This is a genomic window from Alteromonas sp. ABH4_457 (assembly GCF_056160625.1).
In genome coordinates this window covers 251,182-270,064 of sequence record NZ_JBSWXN010000006.1, presented here as the reverse complement: position 1 = coordinate 270,064, position 18,883 = coordinate 251,182, and the positions used below count along the sequence as shown (strand labels likewise).

At 48.8% G+C, this 18,883-nt stretch carries 12 protein-coding genes; 4 read left to right on the top strand and 8 right to left on the bottom strand.

Features of this window, described 5'->3' with window-relative positions:
• Positions 1–23 precede the first annotated feature (23 nt).
• The gene (locus tag ACXAGR_RS16525) at positions 24–1,049 is read right to left on the bottom strand and encodes an AraC family transcriptional regulator ligand-binding domain-containing protein (RefSeq protein WP_474851355.1); all 1,026 of its coding nucleotides are present in this window, start codon (positions 1,047–1,049) and stop codon (positions 24–26) included.
• Positions 1,046–1,945: a GGDEF domain-containing protein gene (locus ACXAGR_RS16520; RefSeq protein WP_474851353.1), complete on the bottom strand. Its 900-nt coding sequence runs from the start codon at positions 1,943–1,945 to the stop codon at positions 1,046–1,048. Before ACXAGR_RS16520 ends, ACXAGR_RS16525 begins: the two co-directional genes overlap by 4 nt.
• A 325-nt stretch (positions 1,946–2,270) precedes the next feature.
• Here ACXAGR_RS16520 and ACXAGR_RS16515 point away from each other — a divergent pair, with 325 nt between their 5' ends.
• On the top strand, positions 2,271–4,964 hold the full coding sequence (locus ACXAGR_RS16515; RefSeq protein ID WP_474851351.1) for a TonB-dependent receptor: 2,694 nt from the start codon (positions 2,271–2,273) through the stop codon (positions 4,962–4,964).
• A gap of 80 nt (positions 4,965–5,044) precedes the next feature.
• Positions 5,045–6,922 carry a phytase gene (locus tag ACXAGR_RS16510; protein WP_474851349.1) on the top strand — a complete coding sequence of 626 codons (1,878 nt, stop codon included), beginning with the start codon at positions 5,045–5,047 and terminating at the stop codon, positions 6,920–6,922.
• A gap of 86 nt (positions 6,923–7,008) precedes the next feature.
• Here the strand turns inward: ACXAGR_RS16510 and ACXAGR_RS16505 are convergent, their stop codons facing one another.
• Positions 7,009–7,431 (bottom strand): CBS domain-containing protein, encoded by a 423-nt coding sequence (locus tag ACXAGR_RS16505; protein WP_474851347.1) that lies wholly within the window; start codon positions 7,429–7,431, stop codon positions 7,009–7,011.
• Positions 7,432–7,530: 99 nt separating this feature from the next.
• A complete protein-coding gene (locus ACXAGR_RS16500; RefSeq protein WP_474851345.1) occupies positions 7,531–8,547 on the bottom strand; it encodes an isoaspartyl peptidase/L-asparaginase family protein in 1,017 nt (338 codons plus the stop codon).
• Between the two features lie 130 nt (positions 8,548–8,677).
• On the opposite strand from ACXAGR_RS16500, the gene sbcB reads away from it, so the two are divergent.
• Positions 8,678–10,108, top strand: a complete 1,431-nt coding sequence (sbcB, locus tag ACXAGR_RS16495) for an exodeoxyribonuclease I (protein WP_474851343.1) — start codon at positions 8,678–8,680, stop codon at positions 10,106–10,108.
• Between the two features lie 87 nt (positions 10,109–10,195).
• Positions 10,196–11,857 carry a DUF342 domain-containing protein gene (locus tag ACXAGR_RS16490; RefSeq protein ID WP_474851341.1) on the top strand — a complete coding sequence of 554 codons (1,662 nt, stop codon included), beginning with the start codon at positions 10,196–10,198 and terminating at the stop codon, positions 11,855–11,857.
• Between the two features lie 28 nt (positions 11,858–11,885).
• Here ACXAGR_RS16490 and ACXAGR_RS16485 read toward each other — a convergent pair whose 3' ends face one another.
• The 4 genes from ACXAGR_RS16485 to ACXAGR_RS16470 form a co-directional block, all read right to left on the bottom strand.
• Positions 11,886–13,280, bottom strand: coding sequence for a transporter substrate-binding domain-containing protein (locus ACXAGR_RS16485; protein ID WP_474851339.1), 1,395 nt, complete (start codon positions 13,278–13,280; stop codon positions 11,886–11,888).
• 252 nt (positions 13,281–13,532) lie between these two features.
• Positions 13,533–14,066, bottom strand: coding sequence for a PEP-CTERM sorting domain-containing protein (locus ACXAGR_RS16480; RefSeq protein ID WP_474851337.1), 534 nt, complete (start codon positions 14,064–14,066; stop codon positions 13,533–13,535).
• A 60-nt stretch (positions 14,067–14,126) separates the two neighbouring features.
• Positions 14,127–17,222, bottom strand: a complete 3,096-nt coding sequence (locus ACXAGR_RS16475; protein WP_474851650.1) for a S8 family serine peptidase — start codon at positions 17,220–17,222, stop codon at positions 14,127–14,129.
• Between the two features lie 453 nt (positions 17,223–17,675).
• The gene (locus tag ACXAGR_RS16470) at positions 17,676–18,851 is read right to left on the bottom strand and encodes a thiolase family protein (protein WP_474851336.1); all 1,176 of its coding nucleotides are present in this window, start codon (positions 18,849–18,851) and stop codon (positions 17,676–17,678) included.
• Positions 18,852–18,883 lie beyond the last annotated feature (32 nt).

The window sequence follows — 18,883 nt, the reverse complement described above, 5'->3', positions numbered from 1 at the left end:
CTACCATAAAGCCGTTATGTTGTTTAACGGCTTCGCAACTCGCCGGGCGTTAAACCTGTCCAGCGTTTTACTGCGCGCCGGAAGTTTGTAAGGTCGGAAATGGCAAGTCGCAAGGCACTCTCTTCGTTAGATAACCGGCAAATTTGTAACAGAAATATAGCCTGTTCCCGCCGTACATCATCAACCAGCGCTGAAAACGTGCAGTGACAAGCTTTTAGTCTTCGCTTCAGTGTGGCCGGGCTGATATCCAGCGCTGACGCCAGGTCTGTGGCGCAAAGATGATGATTACGCGTAACTGCATTACGGATAAAATCCGGCAGCTGTACACCGCTGATTAAGTGCTTTTTATAGTGAGAAACCGATGCTTTCAGCAAATAGGTATCGTAATGCAAAAAAGGCTTCTGTAAGGAGGCGTTATCTACCGCAATGTAAAAACAGGGAGAATCGAAATGCAGGCGCCGTCCGAGGTGCATTTCAAATTCAGCGATATGTCGGGGGCGGGAAAACGGAAAATGAAAACTAAGAGGCAGTCTCTGACCGCACCATTGCTTCGTTAACGCGATGAAGGCAGAACAGACCATGAGTGATGCAGCATCGAACGCTTTATGTTTGCCGGCACTGTCCCGCAGCGTGATCACTATACCCTGCGGCCTTGGGTATACGCCAAACGACACTAACGGCGATATGTGAGATGTAAAGCGACGCAAAATCAGTAAAGCCTGCCTCAGGTTTTTACTGTATCCCATGGCTTTGAGGACACCACTATATTGTGATGTTGCCAGTGCCTGTCCGGCCTGAAAGGCAAAATCCCGCACGCCGGCGTATTTATCTGCATTCAGCACCAGGGCAGCTATCTGTAACGGCGAAAAAGCACGCTCGTGCGTGAGGTCTGTATCGAAAATACCGGTTCCCCGAAGCACCTTGTTTTTATCTGCCCCTTTGGCACACGCCACATTAAGCAGCGTCTGGCAAAACGGCGATGCGCTGACACACCGGGCTTCCGGATTCAGCAAAGGCGCTGAAGATAACTGATGACCCGGCTGTTTCATGCTGCCTGCGTATCCTGGTGATTTAACTGGTCCTGAAGGTCTGACAGCAACCTGTTGCTGTCATGGTGCGCATCAAACTCTGCAACAGCTGTACGGACAGACTGAAACAACGCCGTTGTATTGGCGCCGCTTTTAAATGCCAGACAATGTACCGACGTTTGAATATCACCGGCAATCCGGCGGGCATCCGGATGTGCTGTATCAGGCATTAAAATCACGAAACGGTCTCCTGCATAACGGCAAACCAGATCTGACTCACGCACATGCATCACCAGCAAGCGGGCGATTTCCTGCAAAAACCGGTCACCTTCGGCATAACCGTGGGCTTCGTTAAACCGTGAGAAGCCATTTATATCTATCATAATGGCACTGCCTATGCCGCCGTGCTGCTTCAGGTCTGTGAGGCGTTCCTGCCAGTAATCCGCCAGATAGAGTTGCGTGACGCTGTCTATCTGTCCATGATTACGTAAAGCCCACTCTCTGCGCTGCAATTGCCTGTTCAGGGCTTTCTGCTCGTCGTGCCAGCCCAGCAATCCGGCTGTCATGATCACCATACCAAAGGCAGCCGGCATAGACTCCAGCATGCTTAACCAGTCTGAAGCTGCGGAATAAGCGAACATTTCATCAAGAAAATCGAGCAATGCGGTAAATGCAAAACAGTTCAGGCCTGCCACCAGCAAGGTGGTTACCCTTCCGGGTGGCCGGCTGGCAATAGCAGCAATAATCCAGGCAAATGCGAACAGCATAACGCTGCCCTCGCCGGTGACATCCAGCCAGGCAATCTCATCAAATGGCTTTAATTGTCCATGGGAAAAACTTAAATATAATGCAATGCACTGAGCGCCAATACTGGCACCAATGAGATGACTTTGCCGGTAACGATAAACCGCATTCATAACCTGTAAAAACCTTAAATCAGACGGGTGAAATGATGATTTACCCGTTTTATATCTGTGATAACAGGGTCATTTTGGCTCACCAATGTGACAGTCCGGTGATCATTTGCTGCGTCAAACTCCCCGTCATTGTAAAAAATCAATTAACTTCAATGAGTTAGCTGAGGGTCAAAATGGCTCACCATTTTATTTTTTACAATAATAAATAATAAAATCAGGTATTTATGACAGTCACTGTCATCATGCGGTCACAAAATTGTCATTAACTCTTTCTAGCGTAGCGGCCAGTCACTTAACACAACGTTATAAATTCAGGAATGCACTCATGCTTCGTCTTTCAAAATTGACCACTCATTGTTTAGCTGCGCTCAGCCTTTCTTCTGCTGCGTTGTCAGTGAATGCCGGAGAAATTGCCGGACAACTAACAAACGAAGACAACTCCCGTGTTTTTGCGGGAGCTCAAATCACACTTAAAGAATTAAACCTTGTTACCGAATCACGCAGAGACGGCACCTTCCGCTTTCCTTCCCTGCCCGCAGGTGCCTACACGCTTCAGGTTAGCTACCTGGGCGCGCAGCCTGTCACAGAAGTGGTAAATGTAACGGAAACAGGCATTGTTTCTCCTGTTATTGCTCTGTCTGATAATGGCAAAGCCATCGCAGATATTCTGGTGAAAGGACAACGCAGCGGCCAGGCGAGTGCCATTAACCAGCAACGGGTATCTGATCGCATTTCATCCATTGTCTCTGCCGACGCCATTGGTCAGTTCCCTGATCAGAATGCCGCTGAAGCATTACAACGTTTACCGGGTTTGTCGATTGAACGGGACCAGGGTGAAGGTCGCTTTGTCGGGATCCGCGGTATCGATCCTAATTTAAATAACGTTACCATCAACGGACTTAACATTCCCTCTCCGGAGGCCGGTGTGCGCTCTGTTGCACTGGATGTTATCCCGTCAGAATTGATTCAGACCCTTGAAGTGTCAAAATCGGTCACAGCAGATATGGATGGTGACGCTATCGGTGGTGCCATCGAAGTGAAAAGTGTCAGTGCCTTTGATTACCAGCAGGACACGGCCAAACTGACAGTGCAGGCCAGCCACAATGAACTGGTAGATAAAACCAGTCCGAAATTGTCTGGCAGCCTGACACACAAGTTTAACGAATCCTTTGGTGTTGCCGCTGCGCTTTCATGGTTCGAACGTGATTTTGGTTCCGACAATATTGAAAGTAACGGCGACGATGAACTGGAACAGCGTGACTATACCATCACCCGTGAGCGTTTAGGTGCTGCGGTCAATTTCGATTTCCGTCCTGACTTCAACAATCAGTATTTCCTGCGAACCCTTTACAGCGAGTTTTCTGACAACGAGTATCGTCAGGCGAATATTTTTACCTTTGATGGCGAAGACTCTGAAATTGCCAGAGAAAGCAAAGACAGATACGAGACGCAAACGATTATGACCGTTGCGGCCGGCGGTGAACATCAACTGGATACCTGGGATATCAACTGGCAGTTGGGTTATGCAAAGTCTGAGGAAGACGAACCTGATGCCCTTTACTACACATTTGTTCAGGATAACGCCAGCATCAGTGCTGACCTCGACACCCGCATTCCGCAGCTCACACAGAATGCAGAAGCCATGCAACTGGCCAACTATGATTTAGACGAAATCAGTTTTGAAGATAACTATACGAAGGATACCGAGACAAGTGCAAAAATTGACTTTGTCCGCGGTATTACCTTAGGCGATTATCAGGGCGAGTTTAAATTTGGTAGCAAGTACCGCAGCCGTGAAAAAGTAAATACAAGCCAGATATCCATTTATGATGGTGACTTTGATGGCATCACAGGTGAAGGATTTGCAACTGCTGCTCCGGATTGGAATATAGGTGATTTTGGCGACGGACTGGACAGAAACGCATTGCGAAATAATTATAACAGTAACCGCAATAGTCTTGAACTGGCCGAACTGGACTCTGAGGTAGAGTCTAACGGGGCGTCTTATGTAAACAATGAAGATATCTTCGCGGCCTACGCTATGGTAACAGCCAACATTGATGCCCTTCGTGTGGTTGCCGGTTTACGTTATGAGCGCACGGACTTCAGCACTGACGGTATGCGGGTTGAACTGGTTGAAAATGAAGAAACGGACGTTGAAGAAGTGATCAATACCGCCTGGAACGCGGACCGTGACTACGACAACTGGCTTCCAAGTGTGAACCTCAGATACGACCTCAATGATAAAGTCGTGTTGCGCGGCGCATTTACACAAACTATCGCAAGACCTAAGTTTGAAGATGTGGCGGCTTACCAGATCATCGAGAGTAAAACAGAAGAAGACGGCGACAGCTTTGTCACTGAACGGGAAGCCGAAGTGGGTAACCCGCAACTTAAACCGTATGAATCTACCAACATTGACCTGTCTGTTGAGTATTATCCCGGCGCAATCGGTGTGCTCTCTGCCGGTTACTTCTATAAAGACATAGATAATTTTGTCGTATATGCAGACGTAGCCGGTACAGAAGACTGGCAGGGCTATGACGAAGTGGTACAGCCTGTGAATGGTGAGTCTGCCAGCTTACACGGCCTTGAGCTGTCATGGGTGAAAGCTTTTGATAACGGCTTTTTAATGTCAGCGAACGGTACGTTCTCGTCCTCTGATGCAACGACCCTGCTTGACGGTGAAACATTTGAAACCAGCCTGCCCAACCAGTCAGACACGGTGGGTAACCTTACGTTAGGCTACGAAAACAACCTGGTCAGCCTGCGTCTTACTATGACGTACAAGAGCGAGAACCTGGAAGAAATCGATGGCGATATGCTTCGTATGGAAGACGATCACCACCAGCTTGATTTCTCAGGCAAGTATTACATCAATGATGACATGTTGATTTATTTCAACGGCATTAACCTGAGCGACGAGCCTTACTACCACTATTTCGACCAGCGAAACCGCAATGCGCAGTACGAAGAATACGGCCGTACATTTGAACTTGGATTTACCTGGCAAATGTAACCTGCAGGCACCGTGGTGCGGCTGATGCTGCACCTCGATTTTCTTCCCTCATACTGCTAACGATTTCAATGAGATTTAATGTGAAAAAACAACATACTCCCCTCGCCTTTCTGTTTGCCTCTCTGCTTTGTGCGCCGGGAAAGGTAATGGCCGATCCTGTCACCATTGATGCAAAGGCCTTTTCAATTAAAGGTAATCAGTTAACCCCGCTGGTCATCAACAATCAGTTGCATTATCTGGTTACCAGCGAAACCCGGGGCCTGATTCTGACCGGTAAAGATCAGAAAATAATCAGCACACTACCCGGTCACTTCAGTCAATCCGATATTCTGCAGCATAACGGCACCCTGACCGTTGCGGCGCTTAACAACGATACCTATGGTGTTGAACTGTACCACTACAACACCGGTACTGAAGAGTTTAAAAAACAGCAATCACTACAGGCAGATCTGGCTGATATTGAAGCGCTGTGTTTATCTGTTTCCCGTGAATATCTGACACTGACCACAGCAGACGCCACAGGACAAATGAAGCAGCACTGGCTGGCAGACGACCACTTTGTAGAAATACGAACCGTTAACACCGGCCCGGGCATTAAAAGTTGCCAGGCCGATGTGCAAAACGGTTACGTCTATCTGGCTGATGAAAATACCGGATTGTGGCAATACGACCATCACGCCGAAGCCGGTGATGGCCGCTCACTTATTATGACGCAACAGCACGGCGTAACAAGCGAAGGCGTTGAAGGAGTAGGCCAGGCAGCCGGACTGACAGTGTTCGTTTCCCCTGACGCTCCGGTGGTGAATGTTTTCAAGAATGACAGCATCAGTGAATTTAAAATAAACGGAAAACATAAATGGGAAGCAGTCAGGGCTGCCCCGTTTAACAACAACACTGTTGTTGGCCTTTATGACGATGACAGCGAAAGCCTGTTTACCGCTGTATTACCGGTATCATCACCGCAAACGGCAACCCGCCGCACACAACCGGCAGACGGGCATTTAACCGCATTCGCCCAAACCGATCCCGTTGCCCGCTTTGGTGATGCCGCTGACGATCCGGCTATCTGGTACAACGACGAAGCACCGGAATCCTCTGTGATAATCGGTACAGACAAAAAGTCCGGGCTGGATTTGTTTGATCTGTCAGGCAAGCGACTTCAACATCTCAGTGCAGGCAGGCTAAATAACGTCGACGTGCGGTCCCGCTGGCCGGTAGCCGGACAGGAACTTGCCATTGCTGCAGCCTCGAACCGCACTACCCGTACGGTGGACATATTCCTGCTGGACCCGGCAACCAGAAACGCTGTACCTGCCGGCAAGCTGCCCTCGCAATTAAACGATCTTTATGGTCTGTGTTTGTATCAACACGCAAACGGTGTTGATGTGCTGGTGAACGATACGGATGGCAGTTACGAGCGGCATCGCCTGTCATTTGAAGACGACAAAGTAACGGGCAAGATAATCGACCGGTTTACTGTTCCTTCACAGCCCGAGGGCTGTGTGGCAGATGATGAAAATGCCATGCTGTATTACGGCGAAGAAGATGCCGGCGTATGGAAGCGCAGTCTGGATATCAGTAACCCTGAGCCGTCACTGATTGCAAAAGCAGAAGGTGCGGTAAAAGACGATATTGAAGGTATGGGCCTGTTTGATGTGGACGGGGAACGTTATCTGATAGTGTCCAGTCAGGGCAATCACCGCTACGCCGTTTACGCCACAACGAATAACCATTTGCTGGGCACGTTTGATATTGTGCCTGATCTTAAAAAAGGCATCGACGGGGTTTCAGAAACAGACGGGCTGGAAACCATGTCTCTGCCCTTCGGCGAAAACCTGCCTGATGGCTTGCTGGTTGTCCAGGATGGACACAACGTGATGCCCTCTCAGCAACAAAACTTCAAACTGGTTTCCGGTTCATTGCTTGCAGAATTTATCCGCCAGCACCGACAAAAATAATGAATTTGTGCAAAACGGAGAACGAGCCCTTGCTATAGTTAATAGCAAGGGTTTATTTTTTAATGTCTGCCGGTGTAAGCGGTAACTTAAACAGCCATTTTGTCGTAGCCCGACTGAAGCTGCTTATCAATGGCTTTCAGAACAGCGGCACGGTTTATCACGCCAACGAGTACACCGTCATCGTCGATAACAGGAAAAACCCTCGGGCGTTCGTTAATCAGTCGTTGCGCCACTTCCAGTACAGAATTCCAGGGTTTCACTGCACTGACGGTAGTTTGCATAATGTCTTTCACCCGACACACTTGCTCACGATAATAACTCGACTCAATCATCATCTTCAGACAATCCTGTTCGGATAAGAACCCCGTCACCTGCCCCCGCGCATTTTGAACAGCGCCACCGGTCTGGTTATTTGCCAGCAGTCTTTCAACGGCTTCGGCAACGGTCATGTCTTCGGTCAACTTCACCGGATGATGATTCATATAATCGCTTACTTGCAAAGATTCCATGTTTAGCCTCCAGTACGTCACCATGACGTGTCGTTACTTTCAGCCTAGACCCTCCGTGGCCCGGACGCGAATAAATTCAGCCGGATTTGTACATAATTTTTACAATATTTCCCACCGCTCAAAAATGCCCACGGAAAGAACACCTTTACCGTCAATTTTTGCTCTGTACATGCCCGCTGAGTTAAACGGTGCTGCAATATTGCCTTCTTTATCAATGGCAATAATGCCGCCGTCACCGCCCACCGGTTTGAGCACATCAAAAATAACTGTATCAGACGCCTCTTTTAACGTTGTGCCCTGATATTTCATACGGGTACAAATATCTGCTGCAACATGATAACGGATGAAAAACTCACCATGCCCCGTCGCCGACACCGCACAACTCTCGTTGTCAGCCCAGGTTCCGGCACCAATCACGGGCGAATCGCCGATGCGGCCGTATCGCTTGGCAGTCATACCGCCGGTTGAAGTGCCTGCTACCAGATTGCCTTCGCTGTCGAGCACAACCGCGCCCACTGTACCGAAACGTTCATTGCCTTTCTGACCGCCGTACAAACCTGCACTTTCCATACGGGCTTTTACTTTTTTGAGTGATTCAAGGCGTCTTTCAGTGTCAAAGATGTGGTTATCCACCAGCGTCAGCCCCTGCTCTTCTGCAAAAGCTTCTGCCCCTTCACCGGATAGCATGACATGGGGCGATAAGTGCATGACGGCCGATGCTGCAGCGATAGGACTCCGGATGGTTTTTACTCCGGCCACCGCACCGGCGTTATGAGTGCCGCCGTGCATTAATGAGGCATCCAGTTCGTGTTCACCTTCCCATGTATACACAGCCCCGATGCCGGCATTAAACAACGGTGAGGTTTCCAGAATTTGGATGGCTGCAATTACTGCCTTTTCACCGGGTTCGCCCTGCTCAAGCAAAGCGTAGCCTGCTTTTGCCGCCTCGCTGAGGGTATCTTTGTAGGCTTTTTCCAGTTCCGGCGTGAAATTCTTCTTTAAAATGGTTCCGGCGCCGCCGTGGATAACAATAGCCACCGGTTTATCTTCAGCCGCCACTACCTGCGAACTTAATGTCAGAGCGCTGCACATCACAGCCGCGAGAAACTTTTTCATTTCTTTTCCTTGTTATTGTTCATGTTTTACATCGTCCGGAGGATCAGTTCATAAGCCGCAAACTGGCTTGCACCCTGCTGCGCTGGTATAGTGCCCCGCGTAACGTTTTTCTAATGGATTTTATTTACCAATGACACAATATGCGCCATCAATGCTATGGCACGATTACGAGACCTGGGGCGCTAACCCGCTCAAAGATACCCCTTCTCAATTTGCTGCCATCCGTACCGATGCAGAATTAAATGTTATTGGAAAGCCCGTTAATATCATGGCGCAAATTGCCAATGATGCATTGCCCCACCCTCAGGCTTGCCTGATCACCGGCATCACACCACAGCAATCGCTGCGTGACGGTATGATTGAGGCTGATTTCGCCAGACGTATCCATGAAGAAATGAGCCAGCCTAACACCTGCGTGGTTGGTTATAACAGCATTCGCTTTGATGATGAAGTCAGCCGCACCCTCTTTTATCGCAACTTTTATGACCCTTATGGCAGAGAGTGGCGAAACGGCAATTCCCGCTGGGATATCATAGATCTCGCCAGAGCCTGCTATGCCCTGCGTCCTGAGGGTATTAACTGGCCGTTGAGAGACGATGGCACACCGGTATTCAAATTAGAAGAACTGGCTAAAGCCAATGAACTGGAACATGGTCAGGCTCACGATGCACTTTCTGATGTCCGCGCAACTATCGCACTGGCAAAATTGATCCGGCAGCATCAGCCAAAACTCTATGACTATGCGTTTTCATTGCGCAGCAAACATGCCGTGCTAAAACAAATAAATATGCAGCAGCCTTCTGTGCTATTGCATATTTCGTCTAAAATTCCCGCCAGTCAGGGTTGTTGTACCTGGGTAATGCCAATTGCCATGCACCCCGTTAACAGTAATGCCATTATCGCCGTCGATTTGTCTCAGCCCATAGAACCGCTGTTAAACGATGATGCAGATACCATCCGGGAAAAGCTGTATACACCAGCGTCAGAGCTGGGGGATGAACCCCGTCCCGGTCTAAAGCTTATTCACATCAACCGGTCGCCTTTTGTCACAACGGCAAAAGCCATGACGGAAGAAAATGCTGAACGGCTGGGGCTGAACAGAGAGCAGTGCCTGGAAAATTACAAGCGGTTAGCGGCCAGCGATATCACACAAAAGTTGTCTGATGTGTATAACACGCCTCATGATGACGTTGATAACGACGCTGATCATTCCCTTTACAGTGGTGGATTTTTGTCAGACGAAGAACGCCGCTGGTGTGAGCAGGTGCATGCCAGCGCACCGGAAGCGCTTGACCGGCTGGCATCACAAACACAGAACCAGACCTTAAAAACCCTGCTGTTCCGTTATCGTGCACGTAATTATCCTTACACGCTGAATGCTGATGAAATGCACCGCTGGCAGGCACACAGACAATACAGGCTGACTGATAAAGATTCGCCCGCCACGGTTACCCTCGAACTGTTTATGATGGAACTGGAAACGCTGGCGCATGAGCATCAGAACGATCCGAACAGACAAGCTATACTCAGGGCGCTATATCAATACGCTCAAAACCTTTGACCTCATCGCAACTGTCACTATAAAGTAGACTAAAGACGTAGTAGCAGTTTGCCGATATGGTATTGGCGTAGTCTCATGGAACAGAAGATGAAAGGTATTTCATTCAGTTACAACAGCGATACTCAGTTTGTCACCCTTAGCTTACTTCCTGCCGAAATGGAAAAGGAAGCAGAACTGAGCACCATTAAATCTGAATTAGCCAGTGGTGCTTACAGCGATTTTTATCTGTCAGAAAAAGCCCTGAAATCAGCCTGTGACAAAGCAAACCTTTATCATAAAACCGGCGACAAGACGCCGGTTACCGCAGACATTGCTGAATTGCGTCATGCAGAAGTCGACTTTGTTGTCAGTGAAGACAACATGCACGCCACTTTGCGGCTTACCGCTCCCTACGGCGGCAGAATGCCTAATGCCATTACTATCCGTAACCTCGCCTGGAAACAGCGCATACGCCGTGGCGTGGGCATGCGCCACATCAATATGCTATTGAAAGAAGCGGAAAAAGCAGAACCCGGCCAGGTGCTCAAGGCTGTAGTGGCCAGGGGACTCCCTCCCAGAAACGGAAAGGGTTCAAGATTTATTCCGCTGGTCCCGAATGCACTTGAGCGGGTCCTCAAGCCTCAGGCCAGTGACGGCGAAAAAGCGGATCTCCGGAATCTTGGCGACGTCATCTGTGTGAAAACCGGCACACCGGTAGTGCGCAGAACAGCACCGACTCAAGGCCGTAAAGGCTATGACGTTAAAGACACGGTACTTTACCCCAAGCCCGGTGAATGGCTGGAATTTAAAATGGGTTCCGGTACCGCCGTCAGTAATGAAGATGAGAACATGCTGGTGGCGACGATTTCCGGGATGCCGAAATACCATGAACATCGCATGAATATTGACGACACCTTTATTTGCAATGGTGTCAATGTGGGCAGCGGACATGTCACCTATGACGGTGCTGTTCTGGTGAATGGTGATGTTGCAGAGAAAATGAAAATCAAAGCAACCAAAGACATCACGATTAACGGCTTTGTTGAATCTGCAATCATTGAAGCCGGCGGCGATATCATCATCACTGAAGGTGCAATGGGTAAGGTTACCGATAACGCTGAAGGTTATGCATGCACGCTTATCGCAGGCGGCAGCATTCACGTTCAGCATGGCCAGGGGCTGGATATTATTGCCGGTAAGAATATTACCGTGGGCAGACAAATGGCCTACAGCCGCCTGAAGGCCGGTGGTTCTGTCACTGTAGGAAACATATCCAAACCAATGGGTAATCTGTTTGCCTGTGAAATTGTGTGCGAAGACAAAGTTGAAGCCGGCACACTGGGCGCGATTTCAGGCAGTACACTGAAAGTTGATTTTACTGCGGGGATGAGTGCATTGATGGAGCGTAAAGAAACCATTGATGAACTGCTACGCCAGCTACGGGAGAATAACTCCCGCCACCGCGAGAAACTGGAGGTCATCTCCGGTCGTACCATCCATAAAGATTTAAAGCACAAAATAACCGAAGCAAAATCTCTTCTGAATAATGAAACAGCGTTATTAAACTGGCTGGAACTGAAAGCGTCGGAATTGAAAAAGCTGAAAACGCAATATGAAAACCGTATTCAGTTAAAGGCTAACAAACGAATTTACGCCGGCGTATCAGCCAAACTGAATAACCGTAACTGGCGCTCAGAACGGGAATACGAACGCTGCAAAATCCGCTATGAAGGCCATCAGTGGCACTATGAGCCGGATACCTCCGGCTAAGCCTCTGCCGGCCTTACTCTACCAAAACCTATTCTGCCAACGCGACTACGTTGCCGCCCTGACGACGGGAAGCACTCAGAGCTCTGTTAAGGTCGTCGTTCCATTCGGAATAACGTTGGCCGCTCTGCAGTTCAGCCACTCCGGTGATAAAAATGATTGTAGGATCTGCTTCTGCTTTCAGACACTCAAGTAAACGGTTCGCCAGGCTGTCGCCTGCCGCAAGGTTCGTTTGCGGTGATAAAATCATAAACTTATCAGGTTCGCACCTTGCCGTAATATCCACATCTCTTACTGTGGTCAAGCAAGCACTGGTGAGTCGTTTACATAGACTGTCTGTGTGTGCTCCTGCCCTGAGTTTATTACCGTTCTCAGTAATTTCAATTGCAATGAGTGTGCAGGGAGTCTGGAAACGCAAATGCCTTGAGATCTCTTCTTCAGCCTTTTGCATGAAATAATTGCGGTTGTATAAGCCGGTTACTTCATCCCGCGTGGATAAAAACTCCAGTGTACGGTTCTTTTCAAGTAACGAAGACTGCAAGCTTTCAATTTCATCGTTTTTCTGGCTGATTTGGCGCTGGTAACTGCTAATTACCCGTTTTCGCCAGGCGGCTACAGCAACAAGTGCAATAGCGATAAACACGATACCGAGCACAAACCCATACCGGCTCTGCTTTACCTGACGAACAGCATTCCAGCGTTTATAAATATCAACTTTACGGGATTCAGGTATAGACGAAATCGCCTTATTCAGTAAAGGAACCAGTTCGGCATGATTCTTATTCACACCGAAAGAAAGCATATCAAAGGGCTCGGCAAAACCGACAATTTGCAGATCTGAAAAGTCGTGAGCATTAATTGCAGAATAAACGCCCATCAGTGACCCCACCATTAAATCGATGTCACCTTTAGATAGCTTCTGTAACCCGCTCACCTCAGAATCAACATATTCCGTAAGCAAATCAGGATAGTAGCGGGCAAGGTATTCCGCATGCCTGAAACCGCTGACCACACCGACGATACGATTGCCGACACCTTCAAACCCTTGAACCATAGGCGTACCGTTACGGCCTACCAGTACGTTAGGTACTTCTATATACGGGGTAGAAAAGTCCAAAAAATGGCTTCTTGAGGGTGTACGGTTGATCATTGTCGTCACCATACACGCGCCGGACTCTACAGCCGCAAGCGAATCCTGCCAGCTCTCCGTGGGGATGAGTTCGAACCTGAGATGAGAGAGCTTACTGATAACATCGAGATAATCTGCGGAGATCCCAATATGTTTGCCGTTACGCATGGCTTCATAAGGCATCCAGTCGGGATCGATACAGTACGTGACAACCTGTTCTCCGGCAGCAACGGCCACCGGCACCTTGCCGGCTAAAGCAACCAGCGCAAGAAACAGGAATAAATACCGTTTTGACAAACAAACAACCTCGGGGAAATGGAAAACTACCGGTGGCAAACTCACTGAACGCCAACGGCTACAGGTTAACGACTTATTCTTAATAAGGAAAGTGCCGGTACAAAGATCATAGTATCTCCCGGCATTTACAAGTGATGCAACGGTTGCGCCGGACCGACCTGTTTATCTGACTGAGCAGATAAAATGGATGTAATTAATGAGGAATAAAAAAAGGCCTTCATCGGGAAGGCCTTAATCATAACAGTAAACTGCTTACGCGCGACGACGGCGTACCATCATGCCGCCGAATGCCAGAGCAAACAGTGCCAGCACTGAAGGTTCAGACAGACTTACTGAGTTAACAACCATTACGTCATCTTCAAATGCTTCTAACTGATAATCGCCGGCAAAGAAAATAGCTACGTAATTATCAATTGTGGAGAATGCATCGTAATAAACGCTGTAGTACCAGGGGAAATCATCCTCTGCATCTACATATAAAAATTCAACGCCCGCGAAGATATTATCTACATCGACAACAGCTTCGAAATCGTTCAAAACGGGGTTCCAGCCGTCTGCCAGAGGGATATAGAAATCAACCAGGTTAAACGCCAGGCCATCATAAGTGCTGATTGCACCCATCCCTGAATTGATCAGGCTGTTATCCAGTTCGAGGTCATAAGAAATGATTTCAAGACCACCAACATATACAGACTGAGAGATAATTGCAGCCTGACTTTGCGCTGCAAACATCATTGAACAACAAGCCAGTACGGCTGCGCTAAAGAGTGCTTTTAGTTTTTTCATGTTACTTCTGCCTTTTTAATGTGTGGGTACAGTGAAAATCACTGTACCCGTTTCCTCTGATTATTGTTTTACAGCTTCAACGATTGTGGTGCCCTGTTCCTGGCCATCACCATCGAAGAACGTCACGGTACCCATGTAAGGTACGCCAGACGCAAGACCGCGGGTAATGATACGAACGTCATTAAGGCGTCCGTCAACCGCACGGGATGACATGCTGAAACGGCTGCTGCTGTCTTTACCACCGGCTACCCATACAGGCATCTGGAAGTCAGTTTCCGTTGCGCCATTCAGATCCCAACCGTGAACCCAAACGATATAGACATCACCAACGCCAACATTAGCTGCCGGCTCAGGATTCATCAGAACAACATCTTCATCAGAACCACCGAATGCAGACGCACCAACTTCTGAACATAACCAGCCTTCACAGCGGTAAACGTAAAGGTCAAGGTCAGTACCGCTTTGTTCTACCAGTTCGTCACGTAAGCTGAAACGGGCCATGGTGGTCCCTTCAGGGATGTGGAACAAGGTAGTAGACAAACCGTCTTCGTTGAATGCGAACGAGCTGTCAGGGTCTTGCTCAACGGTGCTTGTAACTACTTCAGGTGCAACCAGACTTGCGTAGTCGATACTTGCACGACCGGTATAGTTCATTCCCACTGAGAAGAAACCACGGCCACGGGAGTTCAGACCTACAGAAACGCTCTCAGGTGCAGAAATGTTCTCATCCGCTGCCGGCATAATTGCTACCGGGCTGCGAACAACTTTACCGTTATCACCCTCAAGTACCACTGCACCGAAGATCCATTCATCAAGAACAGTTTCTTCTGTTTTCGCTACTGTCAGTGCGAATGCTGAGGTGCCGTTTGCTGCAACTTCTACCACACCGCCCTGAACCGGCGTAAGGTCGCTGTTATAGCCCTGAACAGAAACATCCAGTGAATCCAGACCTTCAATTGAAATGGTGTAAGTGCTGTCTGCACCAGTTACGTCAGAAACGTAACGGTAGATAGTTTCAGCACCGGACAATTCACCGATAGCAATTGACGGATAGTTCAGCTGACTTGGATCAGTCGGGAAATAATTGGCCTCATAAGTGGCACAATCATAACCTGACTCGCTGATAACAAATGATTCTTCGTCCAGACCACACATAAAGCCCATGTAATCGAAGAAAGAAGCATCAAAGGTTAAGCCGGGTTCCATAGCAGAAACCGGTGCAGCATGACCAGCACCAAAATCAAACGGATCAGCCGGTGTGCTGCCGTCTTCTTTGGTGACATCCTGATAAGCAGTAGTCATAAGTGCAGATTTAACCTGAGCAGGAGTCCAGTCAGGATGCTGATCGATAAGCAGCGCTGCCATACCGGCAATGTGCGGGGAAGACATTGACGTACCGCTTAAGTAAGCCACTTGCTTACCCTGCTCGCCGAACATTGGCGTGTCAGTGGTTGCAGCCAGGATGCGAACACCCGGGGCTGTGATATCCGGCTTAATAACATCCAGTGTAGAGGCATTCGGGCCACGGCTTGAGAAATCAGCCATGATATTGCCTGTTTCCTCTTGTTCAACGTAGGTACCGGCACTCATTGTCACGGTCACATTGCCGCCTTCAACCGCTGAAGAGTTCAGCATGCTGCCCACAGCTTCAGTAACCATACCGCCGGGGATGCCGCCGACAAAATCGCCGCCCATTACGGTCACACCGCCGCCATTGTCATAGACTACGACAGCAGTCGCACCTGAATCCAAAGCACGGCTAACTTTTTGCGAGAATGCACAGGAACCACGCTGAATTAACGCAATGTTTCCTGAAATATCAGCAGCGTTATCAAGTGGCGTAGATGCTGCACCGTCAAAACAGGCCAGCAGTGGTTCAGCTACAACCAGTGAACCGGTCACAGGACCTGTTTCACTCAGTGGTTTTGTGATTGAACCTTCGGTAAATGCAACCGTACTGGTTTCATCGAACTGGGTGACTTCAAGACCATTTACAACAGTTGTACCGTCATAAGTCGAGGCGCCCACTGTGGTTACCCAGGGAGCAGGTGTGCCGGTGGTAGATGCTGCAGGGCCAGAGTTACCGGCTGAAACTGAAACAAATACACCAGCCTGTGCCGCACGTAACATGGCTGCAGTAGAAGGCACGGTCAGGTCAGTCAGACTGCCACCGATGGAATAGTTGAGTACATCCACACCATCAACAATAGCCTGTTCAATTGCAGCCATACTATCGCCGTAGAAACAGCCGGCTTCGTCACCGCCTTGCGGGTTAACGTAGTCAGAGTTCCAGCACACTTTATACATGGCAACACGGGCACGCGGCGCGATACCGGACATTACGCCAATTTCAGTGCCGTTCATTACAGCAGACACGCCTTCGTTACCGGCAGCAGTGCTGGCTGTGTGGCTACCGTGACCGTCTGCGTCACGGGGAGACATAAACTCACCTAACTCTGTTTGAATGTCATAAACAGACTGGAAAGTCTCAGGGAAGAAACGTGCACCGATAAGTTTGTTGTTACAGGCAAATGTGCCTGCCTGTGCTTCTTCACCGGTATCACAGGCACCCTGCCAACCGATGTCAGCCGGATCGGAGTAAGAGCCGTCATCAGCAAAACTCGGGTTTTCCGGTGTGATACCCGTGTCAAGAATACCGACAATCACATCTTCACCTTTAATACCCAGAGTATGCTGTCCACCCGCGCCGGTAAGGCCGAGGAACTCAGGAGTATTAGCCGTGTCTACTTTCACCATCTGGTCTTCCCAGACGCTGGCGACTTCAGGATTAGCGCGTAATGCTTTTGCCTGGGCAGGCGTTAACTTTGCTGAAAATCCGTTAAAGCTGTGAACATAGTTATGGATGATTTTAACGTTACCCACGGCGGCTGCTGCGGCACGCTGGTTGCGTTTTAATTTGCTGGTGTAATTGCGGATTTGTTTGGTGTCTGAGGCGTATTGGTTACCCCTCGATGCGACGTGTTGTTTATTTGGGATGAGCTCCCCGATTTCCTCTGCGTAGGTGATACCTGGTGCCTGCTTCATCTGGATGATGTAAACACCGGAACCCTTTTTGACATTAGCTTGGTTTCCTGAAACAGAAAACTTCGTCAGGTCCTGGGCTGGAATCTGCTGAGCAGTTACTGTGGTAGTCATACCCGCCGTAACAGCCATAGAAACCATTGTTCCCAATAGTTTTTTCTTAAATGTCATTTATTGCGTCTCCCATTGACACTTTTTTGTTTTGCGGCTTCCTTCAGAAGATAAAACATCAGTTTTACCGCATCGGGAATTATTCCTGCCTGAATCTGCGTTGACGCATTTACAAACGTGGAACCCGCTTTCTGGATTTACTGCATTTATTATTATTCCCCGATGTTTATTTACTTCTTCCATGTCATCGGAGGTCTGATATTTATACAAAATTCACACCACGTATTCTATCTTCCTGATCTTTATAAGATATATCAAGCAGGAATATATAACCTGTTGCTAATTTGTAAATTTTCTTGACGCTTAAAAGGTTATTTATTAATCAAATCATAGAGATAAAAAAAGGCAGTACATGAGTGCACTGCCTTTATCTTCAGTAACTAAGGTACGCAACCATCAGCACATTTCAACGGCAAGTGCTACGCCTTCGCCACCACCGATACATAAAGAAGCAATACCTTTCTTCGCTCCTTTGTTAGCCAGTGCATGGATAAGCGTCACCAGAATACGGGCACCGGATGCACCAATAGGGTGACCTAACGCACAGGCACCACCATTAATGTTCACCTTCTCTGCATCCAGACCCAGCTTTTGAATGGCCAGCATGGTTACCATGGCAAACGCTTCATTGATTTCCCAAAGATCGACGTCTTCTTTAGACCAACCGGCCTTGTCGAGCACTTTTTCCATTGCACCTACTGGAGCAACAGTGAAGTTTTCAGGTTCAATGGCATTGGTAGCGTGCGCCACCACTTTGGCCAGTGGCGTCAGGCCAAGTGACGCGGCTTTAGATTCAGACATCACCAGCAGGGCTGCAGCACCATCGGAAATCGAGCTGGAGTTTGCTGCTGTTACCGTACCGTCTTTTTTGAATGCAGGGCGCAATGACGGAATCTTATCAGGACGGGCAGAACCCGGTCCTTCGTCAGTATCAACCACCACATCACCCTTGCGGGTAGAAATGGTAATAGCAGAAATTTCATTAGCAAACGCACCGGTGTTGATAGCTTCGTTCGCGCGGGAAAGTGAAGTTAACGCGTATTCATCCATCTGACCACGGGTCAGTCCTTCACTGTCAGCGGTATCCTGCGCAAAGCACCCCATGGCTTTGCCATCGTATGCATTCTCAAGTCCGTCCAGCATCATATGATCAAGTACCTGACCATGCCCCATACGGTAACCTGTGCGAGCTTTTGGCAACAGGTACGGTGCATTACTCATACTTTCCATGCCACCGGCTACGACGACTTCTGCGCTGCCGGCTTTGATCAGGTCGTGGGCCAGCATCACGGCTTTGAGTCCGGATCCGCACACTTTATTGAGGGTAATTGCACCGGCAGACAAAGGCAGCCCTGCTTTCAATGCAGCTTGTCTGGCCGGCGCCTGACCCAGACCGGCAGGTAATACACAGCCCATAATGACTTCATCAATCTGACTCAAATCCACATCTGTACAAATTGACTTGATCGCTTCAGCACCCAGCTCCGTCGATGGCACAGAAGACAAACTGCCATTGAATCCACCCATAGGGGTACGTTTTGCTGCCACAATTACTATCGCTTCATTGCTCATAGTTGTATTGCCTCACTTATTTTAGGAAGTTC

What these genes read in the sequence shown, in the direction of transcription:
- ACXAGR_RS16525 (WP_474851355.1), bottom strand. Translation starts at nt 1,049, where the DNA reads ATGAAACAGCCGGGTCATCAGTTATCTTCAGCGCCTTTGCTGAATCCG.
- ACXAGR_RS16515 (WP_474851351.1), top strand. Translation starts at nt 2,271, where the DNA reads ATGCTTCGTCTTTCAAAATTGACCACTCATTGTTTAGCTGCGCTCAGC.
- ACXAGR_RS16500 (WP_474851345.1), bottom strand. Translation starts at nt 8,547, where the DNA reads ATGAAAAAGTTTCTCGCGGCTGTGATGTGCAGCGCTCTGACATTAAGT.
- ACXAGR_RS16475 (WP_474851650.1), bottom strand. Translation starts at nt 17,222, where the DNA reads ATGACTACCACAGTAACTGCTCAGCAGATTCCAGCCCAGGACCTGACG.
- sbcB (WP_474851343.1), top strand. Translation starts at nt 8,678, where the DNA reads ATGACACAATATGCGCCATCAATGCTATGGCACGATTACGAGACCTGG.
- ACXAGR_RS16505 (WP_474851347.1), bottom strand. Translation starts at nt 7,431, where the DNA reads ATGGAATCTTTGCAAGTAAGCGATTATATGAATCATCATCCGGTGAAG.
- ACXAGR_RS16520 (WP_474851353.1), bottom strand. Translation starts at nt 1,945, where the DNA reads ATGAATGCGGTTTATCGTTACCGGCAAAGTCATCTCATTGGTGCCAGT.
- ACXAGR_RS16470 (WP_474851336.1), bottom strand. Translation starts at nt 18,851, where the DNA reads ATGAGCAATGAAGCGATAGTAATTGTGGCAGCAAAACGTACCCCTATG.
- ACXAGR_RS16490 (WP_474851341.1), top strand. Translation starts at nt 10,196, where the DNA reads ATGAAAGGTATTTCATTCAGTTACAACAGCGATACTCAGTTTGTCACC.
- ACXAGR_RS16480 (WP_474851337.1), bottom strand. Translation starts at nt 14,066, where the DNA reads ATGAAAAAACTAAAAGCACTCTTTAGCGCAGCCGTACTGGCTTGTTGT.